Below are 19,662 nucleotides of genomic sequence, written 5' to 3'. Positions count from 1 at the left end.
GACATCGACCGGGTCGCGGTCGGTGAGGTCCTCCGGGGCGGTGTGCAGGTAGTAGCGCTGGAGGAACGCGAGCACGGTGGCGTGGTCACCCGCTCACCCCTCACTCGCCGCCACCCTTGCACTCTTGAAACAGTTAGATAATTATAGGAGGAGCACTGAATAGCTCTGGGGTGTCGGGAGGCAACGGCGATGGCCGAACAGCGCAAGCGGATCTTCGACTGCGACCAGCACATGTACGAGGAGCGGGATTCCTTCACCCGCTACCTCCCCAAGGAGTACCTCGGTCAGGCCGTGGCCCCCGTGACGCTGCCGGACGGCCGGGAGGTCATTCTCGCGGGAGACAGGATCGTGGTCTGTCTGGAGCCGGAGTTCGGGCAGGTCTACCGGCCCGGCTCGCTCAAGGAGATGCTCAAGGCGATGGCCTCGGGCAACCCCGACGAGACGTACCAGTTCGAGCCGATGCACGAGGCGTACCAGAACCGTGAGGCCCGGCTGCGGATCATGGACGAGCAGGGCCTGGACCAGACGATCATGTATCCCGGCGGCTGGGCCCTGGTCGCCGAGGAGTACGTACGCGGGGTCGAGCCGCTCTACGCCAACTACCACTCGTTCAACCGCTATATGGACGAGGTGTGGGGCTTCAACCACCAGGACCGGATCTACTCCCCCGCCCTGCTCTCGCTGCGCGACCTCGACAGCGCGGTGAAGGAGCTGGAGTTCGTCCTGAACAAGGGCGCCCGGTTCATCATGCTGCCGACCGGGCCTCAGTACGGCCGCTCACCGGGCGACCCGTACTTCGACCCGTTCTGGAAACTGGTCAACGAGGCCAAGGCCAGCGTCTGTTACCACATCAGCGAGTTCTACTACAACTCGAACGTCGCCCCGGCCTGGGGCCACGACCCCAACCCGATCCACTTCCGTATGTCCGCCTGGCAGTGGATGAACACCTACGGCCAGCGCCCGATCGAGGAGACGCTCTCCGCGCTCATCTTCGACAACCTCTTCGAGCGGTTCCCCGACATCAACGTCCTGGTCTCCGAGTTCGGCGCCGAGTGGGTACCGCACTTCGTCCGGCACATGGACAAGAGCCGGGGCATGGGCCGCAACGGGCCATGGATCGGCGGACAGTTGGCGGAGCGCCCGAGCCAGGTCTTCCGCAAGCACATCCGCGTGGTGCCCTACCCCGAGGACGACATCCCGAGCCTGGTGAAGCGGCTCGGCTACCACGAGTCCATCGTGATGGGCTCGGACTTCCCGCACGCGGAGGGCATCGCGAACCCGGCCGACTACCGCAAGCTCCTCGCGGAGCTGGATGAGTCGGTCCAGGACGACATCATGTACAACAACGCCCAGCAGCTGGTCAGCCGCTGAGCGTTCAGCACCCGCAGTCCCCGCCTGGCGGCGGGCCCGGTCAGTCGACCAGGTCCGCCGCCAGGTTCGCGATGTTCGTCATCAGCGCGGTGCCGCGCCGCGAGTGGTCGTAACCGGCCAGCGGGTAGCCGTTGCTCAGCAGCGCGAAGGACAGACACGTCTCCGGGTCCATGAAGCCCAGTTGGTACGCGGCCCCGGCACTCCCGAAGAGCAACGGCGAGCCGGTGGAGGGAAGTTGACTGCCCGCGTCGGGGCCGGCGACAGTGACGAACAGGCCCATGCTCGTACGCCGGCTGCCCCCGCCGCCGTAGAGCTGGTCGCCGTACGGATGCTCGGTCAGCCGGATCCTGGTTCCCTCGGCCACCGCCTCCGGCTTCCACAGGCCCGAGTGCTCCAACGCCTGGAAGTACAGGGCGACATCGGCGGCGGTGGCGACGAGTGCGTGACTGGGTTCGCCCGCCGCCAGCACCCGCGGGTCGGACAGGTACCAGGGTCCCCAGGGGTCGGGTTCCTGGTCGTCGTCGGTGCGGTCGGTGGCGGTCATCGGGGCGACCGTGCCGGGCTGCCGGTCGACGGGGACGCCCAGTTCGATCGAGGTCAGGCCCAACGGCTCTGCGATCCGCTCGCGCAGATAGTCGGCGAAGGGCAGCCCCGTACGCCGCTCGGTGATCTCGGCGATCAGCCAGGCGGCCGAGGTGAGATGGAACTGGAAGCGGCTGCCCGGCGGGTAGTCGAGGCGCCAGCGGCCGAAGGCGGCGAGCCGCTGCTCCCGGTCGAGCATCTTCGGGTAGCCGAGTGGTGCGAAGGGGAAGCCGGCGGTGTGGGTGAGCACCTGCTCGACCGTGACCGCCTCCTTCCCGTTCGGCGCGAACTCCGGGATGATCGCGGCGACTTGCTCACCGATGTCGAGCAGGCCATCGCCCATCAGCTTCCACACGGCGCCGGCGACGATCGAGCGGCCGACGGACTGCAGGACGTAGCGGGTGTCCGGACCGGCGTCACCCCAGGTCTCGTACGCCACCAGGCGGCCGCTCCTGGCGACGGCGACCTGCGCCGACGGGAGCGGGCCGTGCTCCACTTCGAGCCTGATGCGGCGCAGCAGTACGTCGAGCCGGTGCCCGTCGACACCCACGGCTTCGGGCGCGACGGGAACGTGGCCGGGCATGTCAAGACTCCAAGCGGACCGTCGCGGTGCCGGTGACCACCTCGGCGCCGTGCTGGTTGACGGTACGCAGCGAGAACTGGGCGACCGGTCCGGCGGGCGCATCCTCGATGGACTCGACGGTCGCCGTGGCGGTCAGGGTGTCGCCGGGCCAGACCTGCGCCTTGAAGCGCACCCCGTAGCTCAGCAGCGGTTCGATGCCGACCCAGTCGGTGAGGACCCGGCCGGTCATGCCCATCGTCATCATGCCGTGGGCGAAGACCCCGGGGTAGCCGGCGGCTTCGGTGGCGAAGACGTGGTCGGTGTGGAGCGGGTTGAAGTCGCCGGAGGCGCCCGCGTACTGGACGATCCGGGTGCGCTTCAAGTCGTCGACGAGCACGCTTTCGCGGGTCTCGCCGACCTTGATGTCATCCACGTGCGGGCTCATCGGGTGTCGTCCTTCCCGGTGGAACTGTTCGCCGGTTCCCCGGACTTGGGGGTGGCGGGGCCCTCGGGCACGACGGCCACGGTGCGGGCGCTGACGACCGGTGCGCCGTCGGCGTCCCGGTACTCGGTGATGCGTTCGCTGAACAGCAGGCGTCCCGTGCGGCCCTGCTTCTCCCAGCTGCGGCCCGGCACGGTGTGCGCGTACAGCGTCTCTCCGACGCGTACCGGACGGTGGTACTCGAAGTGCTGCTCGGCGTGCAGTCCTCCGCCGCCCTCCGGCATCACTCCCGGCCCGGCTCCGGAGCCGAACCACTCCTCGCCGGGCTTCGGCCGCAGGTGGCAGTCGGGGTCGAAGTGGGCGCTCGCCCAGGTGAAGGTGGGCGGGGCGAGATGCTCGTACGCCGGGTTCTCGTCGCCGATGGCGCGGGCGAACATCAGGATGTGCCCGGACTCGACGGGGAACGGGTGCCCTGTCATGGTTCGTGCTCCTCGTGGTCAATAAGCGTCTGGCAGGCGTCAGTTGGTGTCAGTACGGCAGGAACGCGTCGCGTGTCGCCTCGTCCGGGTCGAAGTCCGGGGGCAGGCCCTCGAACTTGGGCTCCCGCTTCTCCACGAAGCTCGCCACGCCCTCACGGAAGTCCGGTGAGCCAGCGAAGAACTCCATCGCCGAGTAGCTGCGGGCCAGGGCGTCGGTGAAGCCGCGGTCGAGGTCGCCGTACACCTGGTGGCGTACGACGGCCATGGCGCGCGGGGAGCAGTTGCGGGCGATGTCGCGGGCGTACGCGCGGGCGGCGTCGAGGAGTTGGTCAGGTTCGACGACGCGGCTGACCAGGCCCAGCTCCTTCGCCTCGTCGGCGTCGAAGACGCGGCCGGAGAGGAGCAGGTCGAGCGCGTTCTCCAGACCGATGACGCGCGGGAGCACGTACGGCAGGTTGTACTCGCCGGCCAGTCCGCGCCGGGTGAAGGCGGTGGTGAAGCGGGCGCCGCGGGCCGCGAAGCGTACGTCGCAGATCAGCGCCTGGATGAGACCGATGCCCGCGCAGGCGCCGTTGACGGCGGCGATCAGGGGCTTCGGCATGTTCCGTCGGCTGTACATGGGCACGCGGGCCTGAAGGTTGAGGGACTCGCCGGGCTGGGCGTTCTGCTCAAGCCGCTGGACGTCCATCCCGGGGCAGAACGCCCTGCCCGCCCCGGTGATGATGACCACGCGGACGGCGGGGTCGGCGGCGGCCTCGTCCAGGAGCGCGAAGAACCGCTGCTCCATGGGGATGCTCCAGGCGTTCTTGCGCTCGGGCCGGTTGAGGGTCACGGTGGCGACACCGTCCTCGTCGACCTCGTACAACACCAGGTCTTCTGTGGGCTGTTCGGTCATCGTGTCACTCCTCGGCAAAGGGTTCGACGGGGTCGCCGACGCCGGCTCGCTCCCCGGAGATGGTCACCACCACCTGACCCCGGGCGCAGACCCGGCCGTCCGGCATCCGTACGTCGACCTCGGCGAAGTGGAGGCGGCTGCCGCGTCGGACGCAGCGCGCGTAGGCGATGGCCTCGTGGCCGCGGGCGGGCGCGAGGTACTGCACCGACATGGAGACGGTGCTGAGCAGGCTGCCCTTGGTGAAGTCATGGCCGGCGATCACGGCTCCCGAGCCCGCGGTGTCGATCAGCGCCGAGACGACTCCGCCGTGGAAGACGCCTTCGTGGGCCGAGAGCGCCTCGGTGAAGGGCATCGTCATCTCGATGCCGTCCGGGTCCCAGCGCAGTACGCGCATACCGGCGCTGCGGTTGAACTTGACCCCGCGTTCCCAGCGGGCCCGGAACCACTCGCGGCGCTCGCGTTGTTCCTGGTCGGTGAGGGTCCTCGCCGTGACGGTCATCCGCGCACCTTCCATCTCCGGCTCCGCAACCCAGCGCCATATAGTTACATGAATTGGATAGTTGAAGCAATCATGAGGCTACACCCGAGTCCCGCCAGATGTATTATTTATATAACTCATTCATCGTGAACGGGAGGCCCTTGATGCCGTCGACCGCCCTGGCCGGGATCCGCGTCCTCGATCTGTCCCGTATCCTCGCGGCGCCACTCGCCACCCAGACGCTGGCCGATCTGGGCGCGGAGGTGATCAAGGTCGAGCGCCCCGGAGTCGGCGACGACTCGCGGACGTACGGACCTCCGTTCCTCACCGACCGCGGCGGCGAGCCGACGGACACCGCCGCGTTCTTCCTCGCCTGCAACCGCAACAAGAAGTCGGTCACCGTCAATCACGCCACCGCGGAGGGGCAGGAGTTGATCCGCGCCCTGGCCGCGCGCTCGGACGTCGTCGTCGAGAACTTCCGCGCGGGCACCCTGGCGAAGTACGGCCTCGACCAGGAGAGCCTGCGCGCGCTCAACCCGCGGCTGGTCTACCTCTCCGTCACCGGCTTCGGGCAGACCGGCCCGTACGCCTCTCGCCCCGGCTACGACGGCATCTTCCAGGCCATGTCCGGGATGATGAGCGTCTCAGGGCATCCGGAGGAGCCGATGAAGGTCGGCATCAGCATGATCGACATCCTCACCGGGCTGTACGCCTCCACCGCGATCCTCGCGGCCCTGCGGCACCGGGACACCACCGGCGAGGGCCAGTTCATCGACCTGTCCCTGCTGGACTGCGGGCTCGCCACGCTCTCGCACTTCGCGATGAACTACCTGGTCTCCGGCGAGGTCCCGCGGCGCCGCGCCAACGGCGGCTACGGCGGGATCCCGTCCCAGGCGTTCCCGTGCAAGGACAAGCCCATCTTCGTCGTAGCCGGCAACGACAAGCAGTTCGCGGCCTTCTGCGCGGCCGTCGACCACGGCGAGCTGCTCCAGGATCCGCGGTTCGCCACGACCGCCGCACGGATCACCCACCGGGACGAGATCGTGCCCGTACTGGAGGAGATCCTGCGGACCAGGACCCGGGACGAGTGGCTGGCCGCGTTCGACGCGCACGATGTCCCGGCCGGCCCGATCAACGAACTGCCCGAGGTCTTCGCCGATCCGCAGGTCCAGCACCGGGAGATGCTGGTGGAAGTCGAGGACCCGGTGTCGGGGCGGCTGCCGCTGCTCGCCAGCCCGCTGCGGCTCTCGGCGACTCCCGTCGGGGAGTATGCTCCGCCGCCGTCGCTGGGCGAGCACACCGCCGAAGTCCTGGGCCGACTGGCCGGGGTGACGGAGGATCAGCTCGTCGAGCTGCGGGCGCGGGGCGTCGTATGACGACCTGAGGTGCAGTGCGGGCGGCCGTCCCGTCAGCCGATCAGCGTCCGGCCGCCCTCCAGCATCAGTGTCGCGCCAGTCAGATACACCATCTCCTCGCTGACCAGGGCCGCAACCGCGCGGCCGATGTCCGACTCGGGGTCGCCGAGGCGGCCCAGCGGGATGCCGGCGTACAGCGGTGCGGCCTTCTCCGGGTGGGTGGCGAGGTAGTCCTCCGCGGCCGGGCTCAGCGCGGCCGGGCAGACGACGTTGACCCGGATTCCGTACGGGCCCCACTCCCGCGCTGCCACCCGGCTCAGTCCGCGGATCGCCTCCTTGGCCATCGCGTACGCCCCGAAGGTCGGATCGCCCTGCACCGCGGCGGAGGAGCCGAGGTTCACGACGCTGCCGCGGCTCGCCTTGAGATGAGGCAGCGCGGACTGCATCGCGTGGAAGGTCGCCAACGGGCCGCTGCGGTAGGTGAGTTCGACATCGTCGTACGACGTCTTCTCCAGCTTGCGCTGCACCGACGACTGCGCGTTGTTGACGAGGACGTCCAGTGCGCCGAACTCCCGTACCGTCTCGGCCACCATGCGGTCGACGTCGTCACGCTCGCCCACGTCCCCGGCCACGGTGCACGCCCGCCCGCCGCGCTCGGCGATCTCGGCGGCGGTGTCCTTCAGCTTGCTCTCGGTACGGCCCGAGATCACCACCGCCGCCCCCTCGGCGGCCAGCGCGAGCGCGATCCCACGTCCCACGCCCTGTCCGCCTCCGGTGACCAGCGCCACCTTCCCGGCCAGCCGCGTACGTCGCTCCGTCATGTCGTTTCCTTCCAGAAGGGTGCCCACGAGGGAAAGGCGTCCGGCAGGGCCGGTTCTCCGGCACCCTCCCAGCCCATGAAGTCCACCGTCTGCGGCCGCTCGGTGACATCGGCCGCGTACCAGTGCTGTTCACGGCGGCGGGAGAAGTACCACTCGCCGTCCACCCGCGCGTACTCGTCCCCGTAGCAGATCGCCATCACGATCCACCGCTCCCCCACCTCGTGCTCGGCCCGGCAGTAGACCGCGCCGGTCGCGGTGTCGCGGCCGGTGAACTCGATGCGGTGGCCGCAGATCTGGTGAACGGAGCGGTGGAAGCCGCGCAGTTGGGGCTCGATGTGGGCGCGCAGGACCCGTCGGCCGCGGCCGTGGCGGCCCATGTCGACGTCGGGGCGGAAGCAGCCGGTCCAGGCGTCGAGGTCGCGGGCGTCCACGGCGAGGGCGTAACGGATGGGGAGTTGCTGGATGGCGAGCTGCGATTCGATGCGGTCGATACGGTCCTCGAGAGCACGGATGTCGGCTGGGCTCATGGCCGTGGGTCCTTGGGCAGGCCGAGGAGTTGCTCGCCGATGATGTTGCGCTGGATCTCGCTGGAGCCGCCGTAGATGGTCTCCGCGAGGGAGAGCAGGAACGAGCGCTGCCGGGTGACGAGTTCGTAGTCCTCGCCGATGATCTGTCCGGCCGGTCCCGCCAACTCCATGGCGAGATGGCCCAGTTGCTGATGCCGTGTCGAGGCGTACAGCTTCGCCGTGGTGGACTGCGCTCCGGGTGTGCGGCCCGCGACCAGTTCGGCGACGGTCCGCATGTTGGTGGTGCGCATGATGCGTACGGAGATCCAGGCGTCCACGATCCGGCGGCGCAGCATGGGGTCGTGCAGCGCGCCGCGTTCGCGGGCCAGTTCGATCAGGGCGTCGGCCTCCCGCTCGAAGGTGAGCTGCTGGGGCAGGAGCGTGGTGCCGCGTTCGATACCGAGGGTGCCCATCGCGGTGCGCCAGCCCTGGCCCACCTCGCCCACCACCATGTCCGCGCCGGTGCGGGCATCGGAGAAGAAGACCTCGGCGAACTCGTCCTGGCCCGCCAGGTTGCGGATCGGCCGGATGTCCACGCCCGGCTGGTCGGCGGGCACGAGCAGCATGCTCAGTCCCTTGTGCCGCTGGGAGTCCGGGTCGGTGCGGACGAGGACGTACAGCCAGTCGGCGTGGATACCGAAGGAGGTCCACACCTTCTGCCCGTTGACCACCCACTGGTCGCCGTCGCGCTCGGCGCGGGTGCGTACGGACGCCAGATCGGAACCGGCGCCCGGTTCGCTGAAGCCCTGACCCCAGAGCTCCTCGACAGCGAGGACGGGCGGCAGGAAGCGCTTCTTCTGCTCCTCGCTGCCCATCGCGAGCAGCATCGGGCCGAGCAGGTCGAGGGCGTTGCCGGTCGCGCGGTACGGGGCGTTGGCGCGCGCGTACTCGTACTCGAAGACGATCTCCTCAAGGAGTCCGAGCCCTCTGCCTCCGTATTCTTGCGGCCAGCTGATGCCCAGCCAGTTCCCTGCGGACAGCTCGCGGTCCCAGGCGAGCCGGACCTCCCAGGCGGCGCCGTCGGTGGGGCCGCCGACGCCCCGGTGTGCGGCGAACTCGCCCACGAGGTGCTCGGCCAGCCAGTCGCGCAGCTCGTCCCGGAAGTCGCGTACCGCGGCGCCGAAGTCCAGCTCCATTGCGTGTTCTCCTCCGCGTGGATTCAGATCGCGTGGGTTCAGATGCCGAGCCGGGTAGCGAGCAGCTCCCGGTGGTACGACGGCGTGCCGAGCAGCATCTCGGAGCTCTTGGCCCGCTTGAGGTAGAGGTGTGCGGGGTGTTCCCAGGTGAAGCCGATTCCGCCGTGCACCTGGATGTTCTCGCCCGCGACCTTGGTGAACGCCTCCGAGCAGAAGGCCTGGGCGAGGGCCGCCGCGATGGCGATCTCGGCCTCGCCTCCCGCGTCGAGCGCCCACAGTCCGCCGTACGCCGCCGAGCGGGCCGACTCGATCTCGACGAGCATGTCCGCGCACTTGTGCTTGATGCCCTGGAACGAGCCGATCGCCCGCCCGTACTGTTCGCGGATCTTGGCGTACGCCACGGCGGCGTCCAGCGCGGCGGCGGCTCCCCCGACCTGTTCGGCGGCCAGCAGTACGGAGGCGGTGGCGAGGGTGCGCTCGATCGCGGGCCAGGCCGCGCCCTCGGTGCCCAGCAGCCGGGCGGGGGTGTCGGCGAAGTCGATCTGTGCCTGCTTGCGGGTCTGGTCGAGGGTGGGGAGCGCGGTGCGGGTGACGCCTGGTGCGTCGCTCTCGACGGCGAAGAGGCTGACGCCGGAGGGGGTACGGGCGGCGACGAGCAGCAGATCGGCGAGGTGGCCGTCGGGGACGTACGTCTTCACGCCGGTCAGCCGCCAATTTCCTCTCGTTCCAAGGGCGTTGAGCCGAATGCCTTGCTCGTCCCAGCGGCCGTCCGCCTCGGTCAGCGCGAGCGTGGCCACGGTGTCGCCGGAGGCGATGCCCGGCAGGTAGTCGTGGCGGGCCGCTTCGTCGTCGCAGCGCAAGAGGGCCTCGGCGGCGAGGGCCACAGTGGCGAAGTACGGGGCACTGAGCAAGGCGCGGCCGGTCTCCTCGAAGACGATGCCGAGTTCGGCGTAACCGAAGCCCGAGCCGCCGTACTCCTCGGGGATGGCGAGCCCCTGGAGGCCGAGTTCCGTGGCCATCCGCCGCCATACGACCCGGTCGTAGCCTTCCGGGCCGGCGGCCAGGCGGCGTACGTCGGCCTCGGTGGAGTGTCTGGCGAGGAAGGAGCGGACGACCTTGCGCAGCTCGTCCTGCTCCTCGCCGAAGCCGAAGGTGAGATCCATGGCGCGCCTTCCCGTCCCCGGAGGTGCCGGCTCCCCGGTGTTGCCCGCGTGCTACCCATCCACGATACAGTTAGATAATTATAGTATCCACACTGAATGAACCAGCCGCTGAACCAACCAGGCACTGAATGAACCAGGGGTGCGATGTGACCGACCGCTATGACGAGTTCACCAGCCTCACCTTCGAGCGGCCCGCGCCCGGGGTCCTCCGTATCGTGCTGGACGGCCCGAATCTCAACGCCGTCGATCCGCGGATGCACGGCGAACTGGCCGACATCTGGCCGGTGATCGACCGGGACGAGGAGACCCGCGCGGTGCTGGTCCAGGGCGCCGGCAAGGCGTTCTCGGCGGGCGGGACCTTCGACTCCATCGAGGCCCTGACCGAGGAGTACGCGGTGCGTGCCCGGGTGATGCGGGAGGCGCGGGACATGGTGTACGGGGTGATCAACTGCTCCAAGCCGGTGGTCTCCGCGATCCACGGCCCGGCGGTGGGCGCGGGCCTGGTCATCGGAATGCTGGCCGACATCTCCATCGCCGGACGCAAGGCGAAGATCGTGGACGGGCACACCCGGCTCGGTGTCGCGGCCGGTGACCACGCGGCGATCTGCTGGCCGCTGCTGTGCGGCATGGCGAAGGCCAAGTACTACCTGCTGACCTGCGAGCCGCTCACGGGGGCGGAGGCCGAGCGCATCGGTCTGGTCTCCAAGTGCGTGGACGACGAGCAGGTGCACGCCGAGGGGCTGCGCATCGCGACGACCCTTGCGGCCGGTTCCGCCAGCGCCATCAGCTGGACGAAGCGGTCCCTCAACCACTGGTACCGCACGGCTCAGCCGATCTTCGAGGCCTCGCTGGGCCTGGAGTTCTTCGGGTTCGGGGGGCATGAGGTCACGGAAGGTCTGGCCGCCCACCGGGAGAAGCGTGCGCCGGACTTCGAGGGTGTGGCCGACAAGCACCCGATCGATCTCTGACCTACGTGACCTGCATGTCCTGCATGTCCCGCATGACCCGCATGACCTACGGATGCATGAGGAGCCCGCGATGACGTCCGAGCCCACGGCCACCGCCACTGCCGCGACCACCGAAGTCCCCCCGCTGGTAAGGGGGTTGACCTACGAGGACATGCCGAAGGGCCAGGTCTTCCGGACCGCCCGCCGCACCATCACCGAGACCGACCTGGTCAACTTCATCACCTGGGGCGGCTTCAACGAGCCGCTCTTCTGGGACGCCACGCACGCCGCGGAGGGCGGTTACACCGGACGACTCGTCCCGGGCGGGCTGACGTACTGCATCGCCGAAGGACTCGTGCTCCAGACGAACGTACTCCACGGCACGGGCCTCGCCTTCCTGCACATGGAGCTGACCGTGCGGGGGCCGGTCTATGTCGGCGACACCCTGTACGCGGTCGTGGAGACCACGGACTCGCGTCCGTCCAGCAAGCCCGGCCGGGGCGTGGTGACCAGCCGGATCACCGTACGCAACCAGCGGGACGAGGACGTGCTCGTCTACACCCCGGTACGGCTGATCCGGGGCAGGGACTACGGGGCCCCGACGCTCTGACCCCGCTGCTCCCTCTGTCCGCGGGGAGCGCCCGGCACCAGGGTCAGGCCGGGCGCGGAACCGTCCGCGGATCCGGATCCGGATGCAAATCCCGATCCGACGGGGCCGGCGAACGCTCCACCATGCACCCAGTCCGAGGGCATCGTCGGGCGCGGCGGCGGCTCATGGTCCGGGACCGCCATCGTGTAGAGGCGGGTGTAGCGGAACTTCGCTTCCAGGTTGTCGAGCACGGACCAGTACTCGTAGCCGCAGACGTTCACGCCCCGAGCGATCACCCGGCCCAGCCAGGAGAGCCTGGCGCGCAGCAGGGCCCGGCGCCGGGCGTCGTCGCTGTGCCCGGTCTCGTCGACCAGGTCCAGATCGCCCATGCCGTTGTCGATGACGGACAGCGGGGGGAGCAAGTCTCCGTACAGGTCGTGGAGGTCGGCGACGCCGTCGGCGAGCGCCTCGGGGAGGATGGGCCAGCCGTACGCCGTCGTCTCGACGTCGTCGAAGGGGGTGATCGCGAAGCCCAGGCCGACGAGCAGGCGGTTCACTTCGTTGAGGGTGCTCTGGCACTTGTTGGCCGGCAGTACGCGGGGCAGGTTCTCCGGTGCGGTGACACGGAACGGGGTGTGCCAGGACAGGCCCAGCAGATCCTGGCCGGCGCTGATGATCTCCAGATCGCCGGGGCGCACGCAGCCGGTGGCCTCGACGGGTGAGACGTCGTCCTCGGTCACCATGTGCTCGCCGAGCATCATGGGGTCGAGGAAGAGGCGGTTGGTCCAGCTCTCCAGACGCTCGAGGGCGAGGCGGTCGAAGGGGTCGTCGGTGGCCGCGTAGCCGCTGACGAGGGTGACCGTGGTGCCGATCCGGCCGGTGACGCCGGCCGCTCTGAGGGCCCGGGTCGCGAGGCCGTTGGCGAGCAGGATGTGGTGGACGGTGGGGAGGCCCGCGCGGCCGATGCCGCGGCCCGGTGTGTACATCCCGGCCACGTGGTCCGCGAGAGTGGGCCCTGCCAGGTCGGTGGAGGTGATCCAGCGGGTCACGCGGTCGCCGAAGCGGCGGCCCAGTTCGGCGGCGTACGCGGCGAAGTGCTCGGCGGTGTCTCGGTCGAGCCAGCCTCCGGCGGCCTCCAGCCAGGGCGGCAGTGACCGGTCGAGCAGGGTCAGGCCGGGCCGCAGGCCGAGTTCGAGGAGGGCGTCGAGTTCGCGGTCGCAGCGGTCCAGGGCCTCCTGGTCCCAGGTGCCGGGGCCGTCGGGCTGGAGCCGCGGCCAGCCGGCGACCATCCGGTGCGAGTCCGGGGTGACGCCGACCAGTTGCCGGATGTCGTCGGTCCACTGCCGGAAGTGCCCGCCACGCTCGGGCGGGGGCGGCGGCGGGGCCGCGAGGGTGTCCGCGGTGGCGACTCCCCAGTCGACGCCGCGGAAGGATTCGTACAGGAAACCATCGCTCATGGTCACCGTCCAGGGCGGAATGGTTTAACGCATTCAACTGAATGACGTCGTCCGGACGCTAACACTTCGGCGAAACTACGACAATGTTTCGGACAGATCTCCTGATTCTGTCAGGAGGCGGTCAGGTTTCAGCTTCCGTGGCGGATGAGGTCGGCAGCGTGCCAGGCCATGGCCATGATGGGCCCGTTGAGATTGCCCGACACCATGGTCGGCATGACCGAGCAGTCGACGACCCGCAGGCCATCGACACCGCGTACACGCAGGCGGGCATCGACGGCATCGTCCTCGGCCGGGCCCATCGCGCAGGTGCCGATGGCGTGGTAGCCGCAGCGCCCGTGGTCGAGGCCCGCGTCGATGATCTCCTGGTCGTCGTGGACGGCGGTCCCGGGTAGCGTTTCGGCCATGATTCGTCCGGCGATGGGCTCGGTTTCGAAGAGTTCGCGCATTCTGCGGAAGAGGGCCGTTCCGACGGTTCGGTCGTGGTCGGACCCGTAGTAGTTCGCCGTGATCGTGAGCGGCGCTTCGGGGTCGGCCGAGGTGATGTGCAGGCTGCCTTCGGCGGTGGGGCGGAGGATGTAGCCGAGGCCCATCACGCCGGGCTCGCGCTCCACGCCGGTCTCCTTACCGGGGATCTCCGGCATGAGGGAGACCGGCGCGATCAGCAATTGCGCGTCCGGGCGGGCGAGTTCGGGGCGGGACTTGAAGAAGCCGATGACGTCGAAGGCGGGAGCGGCGAGCGGTCCACGGCGGGTCGCCAGGTACTTCGCTCCCGAAAACGCCTGCCGCAGCGGGGTGCTCAGTGCCTTGTTGTAGCCGAGGTTGTCCTTCAGTCGGTACTGGACGACGAAGCACCGGTGTTCGCGCATCCGGCCGCCTACGTGCGGTCTGTCCACCAGGACGTCGACGCCCGCCTCCTTGAGAGTCTCGGCCGGGCCGATGCCGGACAACTGGAGGATCTTCGGCGTGGCGATGCTGCCGGCGGAGAGGATCACTTCGCGTCGGGCACGGATGTCGGTCTTCTGGCCCGCGCTGCGGGTCCGTACGCCGACGGCCCTGCCCTTCTCGATCAGGACTTTCGTCACGAGGGTGTCCACCGACACGGTCAGGTTCGGCCGGTCCTCGACCGGGTGCAGAAAGGCGCGCGCGGCGCTGAACCGCTGCCCGTTCTTGATGGTGGCCATGGCGTACCCGATGCGTTCACCGTCGCCCGTGTTGAGGTCGTCGGTCCGCTGCCAGCCCAGTCCGGTCCCTGCGGCAATCGCCTCCTCGCACAGCGGCTCCGGTTTCGCCGCAGTGGAGATGTGCAACGGGCCGCCCGCGCCCCGGAGTTCGGAGGCGCCGAGGGCGTTGTCCTCGATCTTCTTGAAGACCGGCAGCATGGTGTCCCAGCCCCAGCCGGGGTTTCCGAGGCGCTCCAGTTCGTCGTAGTCGGCGCGGTCTCCGCGGTTGTAGACCATGCCGTTGACGGAACTCGATCCGCCGAGGGCCTTGCCGCGCACCCAGTGTTCGACCCGGCGGGTCGGGCCGACCGGTTGGACGGGGTAGTGCCAGGCGTACCGCGGATCGCCCAGGAGCTTGCCGAATCCCTTGGGCATCTTGATCAGCGGAGTCGTGTCCCGGCCGCCCGCCTCGATCAGCAGCACGGATGTCTTCGGGTCCTCGGAGAGGCGATTGGCGAGTACGCAGCCCGCCGAGCCCGCGCCCACCACGATGTAGTCGTACGTCGTCATCTCGTCTCCTGGCGCTCAATGACTGGTGCTACTCCCCGAAGGGCCGGAACTCCTCCTCCTGCCACCAGGGGTAGACGGAGGGCATGTCCTTGCTGACCCGGCCCGGGAACTCGGGCGGGCGTTTGGCGAGGAAGGACTCGACGCCCTCTACGGGGTCCGGGCCGCCACCGATCTGGCTCATGATCCGCGAGTCGAGGCGGTGCGCGGTCATCGGGTGGGGCTCGCCGAGCATCCGCCACATCATCTGGCGCGAGAGGGCGACCGAGATCGCGGAGGTGTTCTCGGCGATCTCACGGGCGAGTTCGTACGCCGCCGGGAGCAGTTCCTCCGGCGGGTGGACGGAGCGGACCAGGCCGGCGGCCAGCGCCTCGTCGGGGCCGAAGACGCGGCCCGTCGCCACCCATTCCATGGCCCGCTGCATACCCACGGCCCGCGGCAGGAACCAGCTCGCGGCGGACTCCGGCACGATGCCGCGGCGCGCGAAGACGAAGCCGAACTTCGCCTTGGTCGACGCCAGCCGGATGTCCATGGGCAGGGTCATGCTGGCGCCGACGCCCGCCGCCGGGCCGTTGATCGCGGCGATGACCGGCTTGGTGCAGGAGAACAGCCGCAGGGCGACCCGACCCCCGGTGTCCCGATGCCTGGCGCCCGCCTTGCGGTGGTCGAAGGACGTGCCGCCGGAGCTGACGTCGGCGCCCGCGCAGAAGCCGCGTCCGGCGCCGGTCACGACGATCACGCGTACGTCGTCGTCGGTGTCCGCGGAGTCGAAGATGTCGAGCAGGTCGGCCATCATCTGCGGGTTGAAGGCGTTCAGCTTCTCGGGCCGGTTGAGGGTGACGGTGAGGATGCGGTCCGCCACTTCGGCTCGTACGGTCTCGTACTCCTGCTCCGGCATGCGCGTCCTCCGCGGTCGATCACCGTGACGGTTCCCAGTCAGCTCTAAATAGTTATAGCATTCAACTCTACTGACTGTTTCCTGAGTGCTGGGCGGTGGCGATGACGGATCTCGTGGTGACGGCCCACGGGCCGGTCCGGCTGATCGAGCTGAACCGGCCGGACCAGCTCAACTCGACGAGTGAGGAGCTCCATTCGTCTCTCGCGTCGGTGTGGGACGACGTGGCGGCCGATCCGGACGCGCGGGTGGTCGTACTCACCGGGCGCGGCCGGGCGTTCAGCGCCGGCGGCAACTTCGAGGTCATGACCCGCGTCCAGCGGGACCCCGCCTTCCGGGAGCAGAACGTCGACGAGGCCCGGCGGATCATCCTCGGCATGGTGCGCTGCCCGCTCCCGGTCGTCGCGGCGGTGAACGGGCCCGCTGTCGGCCTCGGCTGCAGCCTCGCCCTGCTCAGCGACCTCGTACTGATCGCCGAGGGCGCCCATATCGCGGATCCGCATGTCCAAGTCGGCCTGGTCGCGGGGGACGGCGGCGCACTCGTACTGCCGCTGCTCGTGGGCCTCACCCGGGCCAAGGAGCTGCTGTTCCTCGGCGACCGCGTGTCCCCTCAGGAGGCGGTCCGGCTGGGCATCGCCAACCGTGTCGTGCCGGACGACAAGCTCAGGGCCGAGGCCATGGATCTCGCCGGACGGCTGGCCGCGCTGCCCGCGCAGGCGCTGCGCGAGACCAAGCGGGCGGTGAACCTGCACCTGGAGCAGGCCATCTCCGCCGTACTGGAACCGGCTCTGCTCGCGGAGCGGGACAGCATGCACGCACCGGACCACATCGCGATCGTCGAGAAGATCATCGCGGCGCGCGCCGGCCGCTGAACCGGAGAGGAGTGAGTTCACATGGACTTCGCGTTCAGCGACGAGCAGGAGGAACTGCGGCGCACCGTACGGGCGTTCCTGGCGGACACCTCGCCCGAGACCGAGGTGCGGCGACTGATGGAGACGCCGGAGGGCTTCGACCGGGCGGTGTGGCGCCGGACGGGCGCGGAGTTGGGTCTGCAGGGGCTTGCGATCCCCGAGGAGTACGGGGGCGCGGGCTGCGGGCCGGTCGAAGTGGGCGTGGTGATGGAGGAGTTGGGACGGGCGCTGACCAGTACGCCGTTCCTTGCCTCCGCCGTGCTGGCGACCACGCTTCTCTTGCGTTGCGACGACGAGGAGGCCCGCAAGCGGCTGCTGCCGGGGCTGGCCGCCGGTGAACTGGTGGCGACCGTGGCGCTGACGGAGGACTCCGCGCGCTGGGATGCCGATGGTGTGAGCCTCAACGCCCGTGAATCGGCCGGGAGTTGGCTGCTCAGCGGCCACAAGACCTTCGTACTCGACGGCGCGAGCGCGGATGTCGTGCTCACCGTGGCCCGTACCGGCGACGGCATCGGCGTCTTCTGGGTGGACGGCGATGCGGCCGGGCTGATCCGGGACCCCCTGCCGACGATGGACCCGACCCGCCGACAGGCACGCCTCGACTACCACGACGTACGGGCGACCCGGCTGCGTACGCACGGCGACGGCTGGGACCTGGCGTCGGAGGTACTCGACCGCGCCGCGGTGGCCTTGGCGGCCGAACAGGTGGGGGTCGCGGGGCGCGCGCTCGACATGGCGGTGGAGTACGCCAAGGTGCGCCACCAGTTCGGGCGGCCCATCGGCTCCTTCCAGGCCGTGAAGCATCTGCTCGCGGATGTCCTCCTCGAGGTGGAATCGGCGCGGGCCGCCGCGCACTACGCGCTGCTCGCCGCCGAGAGCGAGGATCCGGAGCTACCCGCCGTGGCGAGCCTGGCCAAGGCGTTCTGCTCGGACGCCTGTCTACAGGCGACAGAGCAGAACATCCAGGTGCACGGCGGTATCGGCTTCACCTGGGAGCATCCGGCCCATCTGTATCTGAAGCGGGCCAAGACGTCACAGCTGCTGTTCGGCGATCCGGCGTATCACCGGGAACTGCTCGCGCGGCGCATCGGTTTGGAGAGGGTGGGAGAATCCGCATGAAGGTCGACGGAAAGCTGAACGTGTGGGGCACGGCCGAGGTGGCCGAGGAGGCCCGGCACCACGAGAAGGCCGGCTACGACGGCCTGTGGGCCTCGGAGTCCAAGCACGACCCGTTCCTGCCGCTGCTGCTCGCGGCCGAGCACACCGACCGGCTCGAGGTCGGTACGGCGATCACGGTGGCCTTCGCCCGCTCCCCCATGCAACTCGCGTACACCGCCCACGACTTGCAGACCTACTCCGGCGGCCGCTTCTCGCTCGGCCTCGGCAGCCAGATCAAGCCGCACATCGAGCGGCGATTCTCGATGCCGTGGAGCCGGCCCGCGGCCCGTATGCGGGAATACGTCAGCGCGCTGCGGGCCATCTGGGCCGCCTGGAACGAGGGCGAGAAGCTCAACTTCCAAGGCGACTTCTACTCGCACACGCTCATGTCCCCCTTCTTCTCTCCCCCGCCCGCTACCGGTGGCGCTCCGAAGGTCTTCGTGGCCGCCGTCGGGGAGGCGATGACCCGGGTCGCCGGGGAGGTGGCGGACGGACTCCTCGCCCACGGCTTCACCACCGAGCGGTATCTGCGGGAGGTCACCGTGCCGACCGTCGAGGCCGGGCTGGCGAAGTCGGGCCGCACGCGCGGCGACGTCTCCGTCTCCCATCTCCTCCTCACCGCGACGGGCCGTACGGAGGAGGAGATGGCCCGCGCCGTGGACGGCACCCGGCGCCAGATCGCCTTCTACGGGAGCACGCCCGCCTACCGAGGCGTACTGGAACTGCACGGCTGGGGCGAACTCGGCGACGAACTGCACGAGTTGTCGACGTCCCGGCGCGAGGACAAGTGGGAGGTGATGGGGCGGCTCGTCGACGATGAGGTGCTGCATGCCTTCGCGGTGGTGGCGGAGCCGGAGCGGGTGGCGGCGGAGATCCGCGGCCGGTACGGGGCGCTGGTCGACCGGGTGTCGTTCTACACCGCGTACGACATCGACGCCGAGGTGTGGGAGCCGATTGTGCGGGAGCTGCGCGAGGGCTGAGGCTGGGTTTCAGGTTCAAAGACGAGCTGAGCGAGCCCGCCGGACGATCAGTCGTCGAAGTAGGCCTTGGCGACGGCGTAGGTGTCCTCGTAGAGGTGGTAGCGGGTGATGCGCCCGTCCCGGACCGTGGCGTGCAGGGCGAACGCGGTGTCGATGTCCCGGCCCGTCTTCTTGACCTCGGAGACCATGCGCCCGATGAGCACCACATCGTCGCCCTCGGCGATGACCTGGCGGAGGTCGAACTCCTTGGCTTGCACATGGGTCTGCAGCAGCTCGAAGAATGTCCGCATGCCGTCCGCCGAGTCGACCTCCGGTACCCACGGAATGCCCGGCGGGTGCGGGATGGAGAACGACACCGAGTCGGCGAACAGCGCCGCCGCCTCCGCACTCTTTCCCTCGGCAAGCAGTGGGAACAGGCGTTGCACGGTCTGCGCCGGTGACTCTGCCGTCATGTGTGTCGACCTTACAGGTCGGACGGCATCCGCTGGGCGTACTCACTTGTGTATACCCAGGCAACGATCACTCCACCGATCTGGGGTTTTTGCGCTGTTTGGCATGGAAGCGCGCCTTCTTCTGACGATTCCCGCACGTATTCATGTCGCACCATTTGCGGGTGCGGCTTTGGCTGGTGTCGAAGAAGGCGGCCTTGCAGGTTGGTGACGCACACAAGGCCAGTTTTCCGTCTCGTTCGCCTGCGATGATGCTGATCGCGTCGGCGGCTATCACGCTGAGGGCGTCTTCCACGCAGGAAGCCGAGCTGAGCCGCCATCGCCGCTTGCCCTCGGGCGTCAGGATCGCCGCGGCCCGACCCTGAATGCTGCAGTCATTGATGACGTGGACAGCAGACGCAGGGAGAGCGTCCTGGATCGCGGCCGCTGTCGCGGCGGCGTGAATCGACTCCCTCAGTTCCCGAGCGAGGTCGAGCTGGGCAGTGGTGCAGGAGTCCACGGCGAGGCCGTTCACTGCCAGCCAGTCGACGAGTCGGTGCGGCGTGGGAATTCGCTCCACAGCGTCGCCCTGACGCTCCGTCAAGGTCGCCGTGAAGCTGGTCGCCAGCACGCTACCGAGGCGAAAGTCGGGGAACCCAGCAGGCATGGAACCACCTTAGCTGGTTGCTCGCCGGCGTGGAGGCCTGCTAGAACCGTCTT

General features: G+C 69.3%; 21 protein-coding genes. 7 read left to right on the top strand and 14 right to left on the bottom strand.

Annotated features, from left to right (window positions below):
* Positions 1-189: 189 nt before the first annotated feature.
* Positions 190-1,371, top strand: coding sequence for an amidohydrolase family protein (locus G6048_RS08530; RefSeq protein WP_165338839.1), 1,182 nt, complete (start codon positions 190-192; stop codon positions 1,369-1,371).
* Positions 1,372-1,411: 40 nt separating this feature from the next.
* Here G6048_RS08530 and G6048_RS08525 read toward each other — a convergent pair whose 3' ends face one another.
* Genes G6048_RS08525 through G6048_RS08505 form a run of 5 tightly spaced genes read right to left on the bottom strand, consistent with a single transcriptional unit; the run spans position 1,412 to position 4,830 of the window.
* Positions 1,412-2,536 carry a serine hydrolase domain-containing protein gene (locus G6048_RS08525; RefSeq protein ID WP_165338838.1) on the bottom strand — a complete coding sequence of 375 codons (1,125 nt, stop codon included), beginning with the start codon at positions 2,534-2,536 and terminating at the stop codon, positions 1,412-1,414.
* 1 nt (position 2,537) lies between these two features.
* Positions 2,538-2,960 (bottom strand): MaoC family dehydratase, encoded by a 423-nt coding sequence (locus G6048_RS08520; protein ID WP_165338837.1) that lies wholly within the window; start codon positions 2,958-2,960, stop codon positions 2,538-2,540.
* Positions 2,957-3,436, bottom strand: a complete 480-nt coding sequence (locus tag G6048_RS08515; protein WP_165338836.1) for an FAS1-like dehydratase domain-containing protein — start codon at positions 3,434-3,436, stop codon at positions 2,957-2,959. Before G6048_RS08515 ends, G6048_RS08520 begins: the two co-directional genes overlap by 4 nt.
* Positions 3,437-3,485: 49 nt before the next feature.
* Positions 3,486-4,331 carry an enoyl-CoA hydratase-related protein gene (locus G6048_RS08510; protein WP_165338835.1) on the bottom strand — a complete coding sequence of 282 codons (846 nt, stop codon included), beginning with the start codon at positions 4,329-4,331 and terminating at the stop codon, positions 3,486-3,488.
* 4 nt (positions 4,332-4,335) lie between these two features.
* Entirely contained in the window at positions 4,336-4,830 is a 495-nt protein-coding gene (locus G6048_RS08505; RefSeq protein WP_165338834.1) for a PaaI family thioesterase, read from the bottom strand.
* Positions 4,831-4,973: 143 nt separating this feature from the next.
* On the opposite strand from G6048_RS08505, the gene G6048_RS08500 reads away from it, so the two are divergent.
* Positions 4,974-6,185 carry a CaiB/BaiF CoA transferase family protein gene (locus G6048_RS08500; RefSeq protein ID WP_165338833.1) on the top strand — a complete coding sequence of 404 codons (1,212 nt, stop codon included), beginning with the start codon at positions 4,974-4,976 and terminating at the stop codon, positions 6,183-6,185.
* Positions 6,186-6,217: 32 nt separating this feature from the next.
* On the opposite strand, the gene G6048_RS08495 is transcribed toward G6048_RS08500, so the two are convergent.
* The 4 genes from G6048_RS08495 to G6048_RS08480 are packed head-to-tail and all read right to left on the bottom strand — an operon-like array spanning position 6,218 to position 9,850.
* The gene (locus G6048_RS08495; protein WP_165338832.1) at positions 6,218-6,985 is read right to left on the bottom strand and encodes an SDR family NAD(P)-dependent oxidoreductase; all 768 of its coding nucleotides are present in this window, start codon (positions 6,983-6,985) and stop codon (positions 6,218-6,220) included.
* Positions 6,982-7,512 carry a nuclear transport factor 2 family protein gene (locus G6048_RS08490; protein WP_165338831.1) on the bottom strand — a complete coding sequence of 177 codons (531 nt, stop codon included), beginning with the start codon at positions 7,510-7,512 and terminating at the stop codon, positions 6,982-6,984. Before G6048_RS08490 ends, G6048_RS08495 begins: the two co-directional genes overlap by 4 nt.
* The gene (locus tag G6048_RS08485; protein WP_165338830.1) at positions 7,509-8,687 is read right to left on the bottom strand and encodes an acyl-CoA dehydrogenase family protein; all 1,179 of its coding nucleotides are present in this window, start codon (positions 8,685-8,687) and stop codon (positions 7,509-7,511) included. The genes G6048_RS08490 and G6048_RS08485 overlap by 4 nt, the downstream gene beginning before the upstream one ends.
* 38 nt (positions 8,688-8,725) lie before the next feature.
* Complete coding sequence (locus G6048_RS08480; RefSeq protein WP_165338829.1) at positions 8,726-9,850, bottom strand: acyl-CoA dehydrogenase family protein; 1,125 nt, start codon at positions 9,848-9,850, stop codon at positions 8,726-8,728.
* Between the two features lie 146 nt (positions 9,851-9,996).
* On the opposite strand from G6048_RS08480, the gene G6048_RS08475 reads away from it, so the two are divergent.
* On the top strand, positions 9,997-10,818 hold the full coding sequence (locus tag G6048_RS08475; RefSeq protein ID WP_165338828.1) for an enoyl-CoA hydratase/isomerase family protein: 822 nt from the start codon (positions 9,997-9,999) through the stop codon (positions 10,816-10,818).
* Between the two features lie 70 nt (positions 10,819-10,888).
* On the top strand, positions 10,889-11,407 hold the full coding sequence (locus G6048_RS08470) for a MaoC family dehydratase (protein WP_165338827.1): 519 nt from the start codon (positions 10,889-10,891) through the stop codon (positions 11,405-11,407).
* On the opposite strand, the gene G6048_RS08465 is transcribed toward G6048_RS08470, so the two are convergent.
* The 3 genes from G6048_RS08465 to G6048_RS08455 form a co-directional block, all read right to left on the bottom strand.
* Positions 11,386-12,843, bottom strand: coding sequence for a glycoside hydrolase family 1 protein (locus G6048_RS08465; RefSeq protein ID WP_165338826.1), 1,458 nt, complete (start codon positions 12,841-12,843; stop codon positions 11,386-11,388). The genes G6048_RS08470 and G6048_RS08465 overlap by 22 nt on opposite strands.
* Positions 12,844-12,971: 128 nt before the next feature.
* Positions 12,972-14,573: a GMC family oxidoreductase gene (locus tag G6048_RS08460; RefSeq protein WP_165338825.1), complete on the bottom strand. Its 1,602-nt coding sequence runs from the start codon at positions 14,571-14,573 to the stop codon at positions 12,972-12,974.
* Between the two features lie 28 nt (positions 14,574-14,601).
* Positions 14,602-15,468, bottom strand: coding sequence for a crotonase/enoyl-CoA hydratase family protein (locus tag G6048_RS08455; RefSeq protein WP_165338824.1), 867 nt, complete (start codon positions 15,466-15,468; stop codon positions 14,602-14,604).
* A gap of 101 nt (positions 15,469-15,569) precedes the next feature.
* On the opposite strand from G6048_RS08455, the gene G6048_RS08450 reads away from it, so the two are divergent.
* Genes G6048_RS08450 through G6048_RS08440 form a run of 3 tightly spaced genes read left to right on the top strand, consistent with a single transcriptional unit; the run spans position 15,570 to position 18,514 of the window.
* The gene (locus G6048_RS08450) at positions 15,570-16,337 is read left to right on the top strand and encodes an enoyl-CoA hydratase/isomerase family protein (RefSeq protein ID WP_165338823.1); all 768 of its coding nucleotides are present in this window, start codon (positions 15,570-15,572) and stop codon (positions 16,335-16,337) included.
* Between the two features lie 21 nt (positions 16,338-16,358).
* Positions 16,359-17,495, top strand: coding sequence for an acyl-CoA dehydrogenase family protein (locus G6048_RS08445; RefSeq protein WP_165338822.1), 1,137 nt, complete (start codon positions 16,359-16,361; stop codon positions 17,493-17,495).
* The gene (locus tag G6048_RS08440; RefSeq protein ID WP_165338821.1) at positions 17,492-18,514 is read left to right on the top strand and encodes an LLM class F420-dependent oxidoreductase; all 1,023 of its coding nucleotides are present in this window, start codon (positions 17,492-17,494) and stop codon (positions 18,512-18,514) included. The genes G6048_RS08445 and G6048_RS08440 overlap by 4 nt, the downstream gene beginning before the upstream one ends.
* A gap of 47 nt (positions 18,515-18,561) precedes the next feature.
* Here G6048_RS08440 and G6048_RS08435 read toward each other — a convergent pair whose 3' ends face one another.
* Together G6048_RS08435 and G6048_RS08430 are read right to left on the bottom strand one after the other, a co-directional pair.
* Positions 18,562-18,966 carry a nuclear transport factor 2 family protein gene (locus tag G6048_RS08435; protein ID WP_165338820.1) on the bottom strand — a complete coding sequence of 135 codons (405 nt, stop codon included), beginning with the start codon at positions 18,964-18,966 and terminating at the stop codon, positions 18,562-18,564.
* Between the two features lie 67 nt (positions 18,967-19,033).
* Positions 19,034-19,609 carry a CGNR zinc finger domain-containing protein gene (locus tag G6048_RS08430; RefSeq protein ID WP_165338819.1) on the bottom strand — a complete coding sequence of 192 codons (576 nt, stop codon included), beginning with the start codon at positions 19,607-19,609 and terminating at the stop codon, positions 19,034-19,036.
* Positions 19,610-19,662 lie beyond the last annotated feature (53 nt).

Origin of the sequence: Streptomyces ureilyticus (genome assembly GCF_011045025.1) — a bacterium.
Classification (GTDB): domain Bacteria; phylum Actinomycetota; class Actinomycetes; order Streptomycetales; family Streptomycetaceae; genus Streptomyces; species Streptomyces ureilyticus.
Note: the sequence above shows the minus strand (reverse complement) of the source record. Positions and strands in the feature narration are given on the sequence as shown.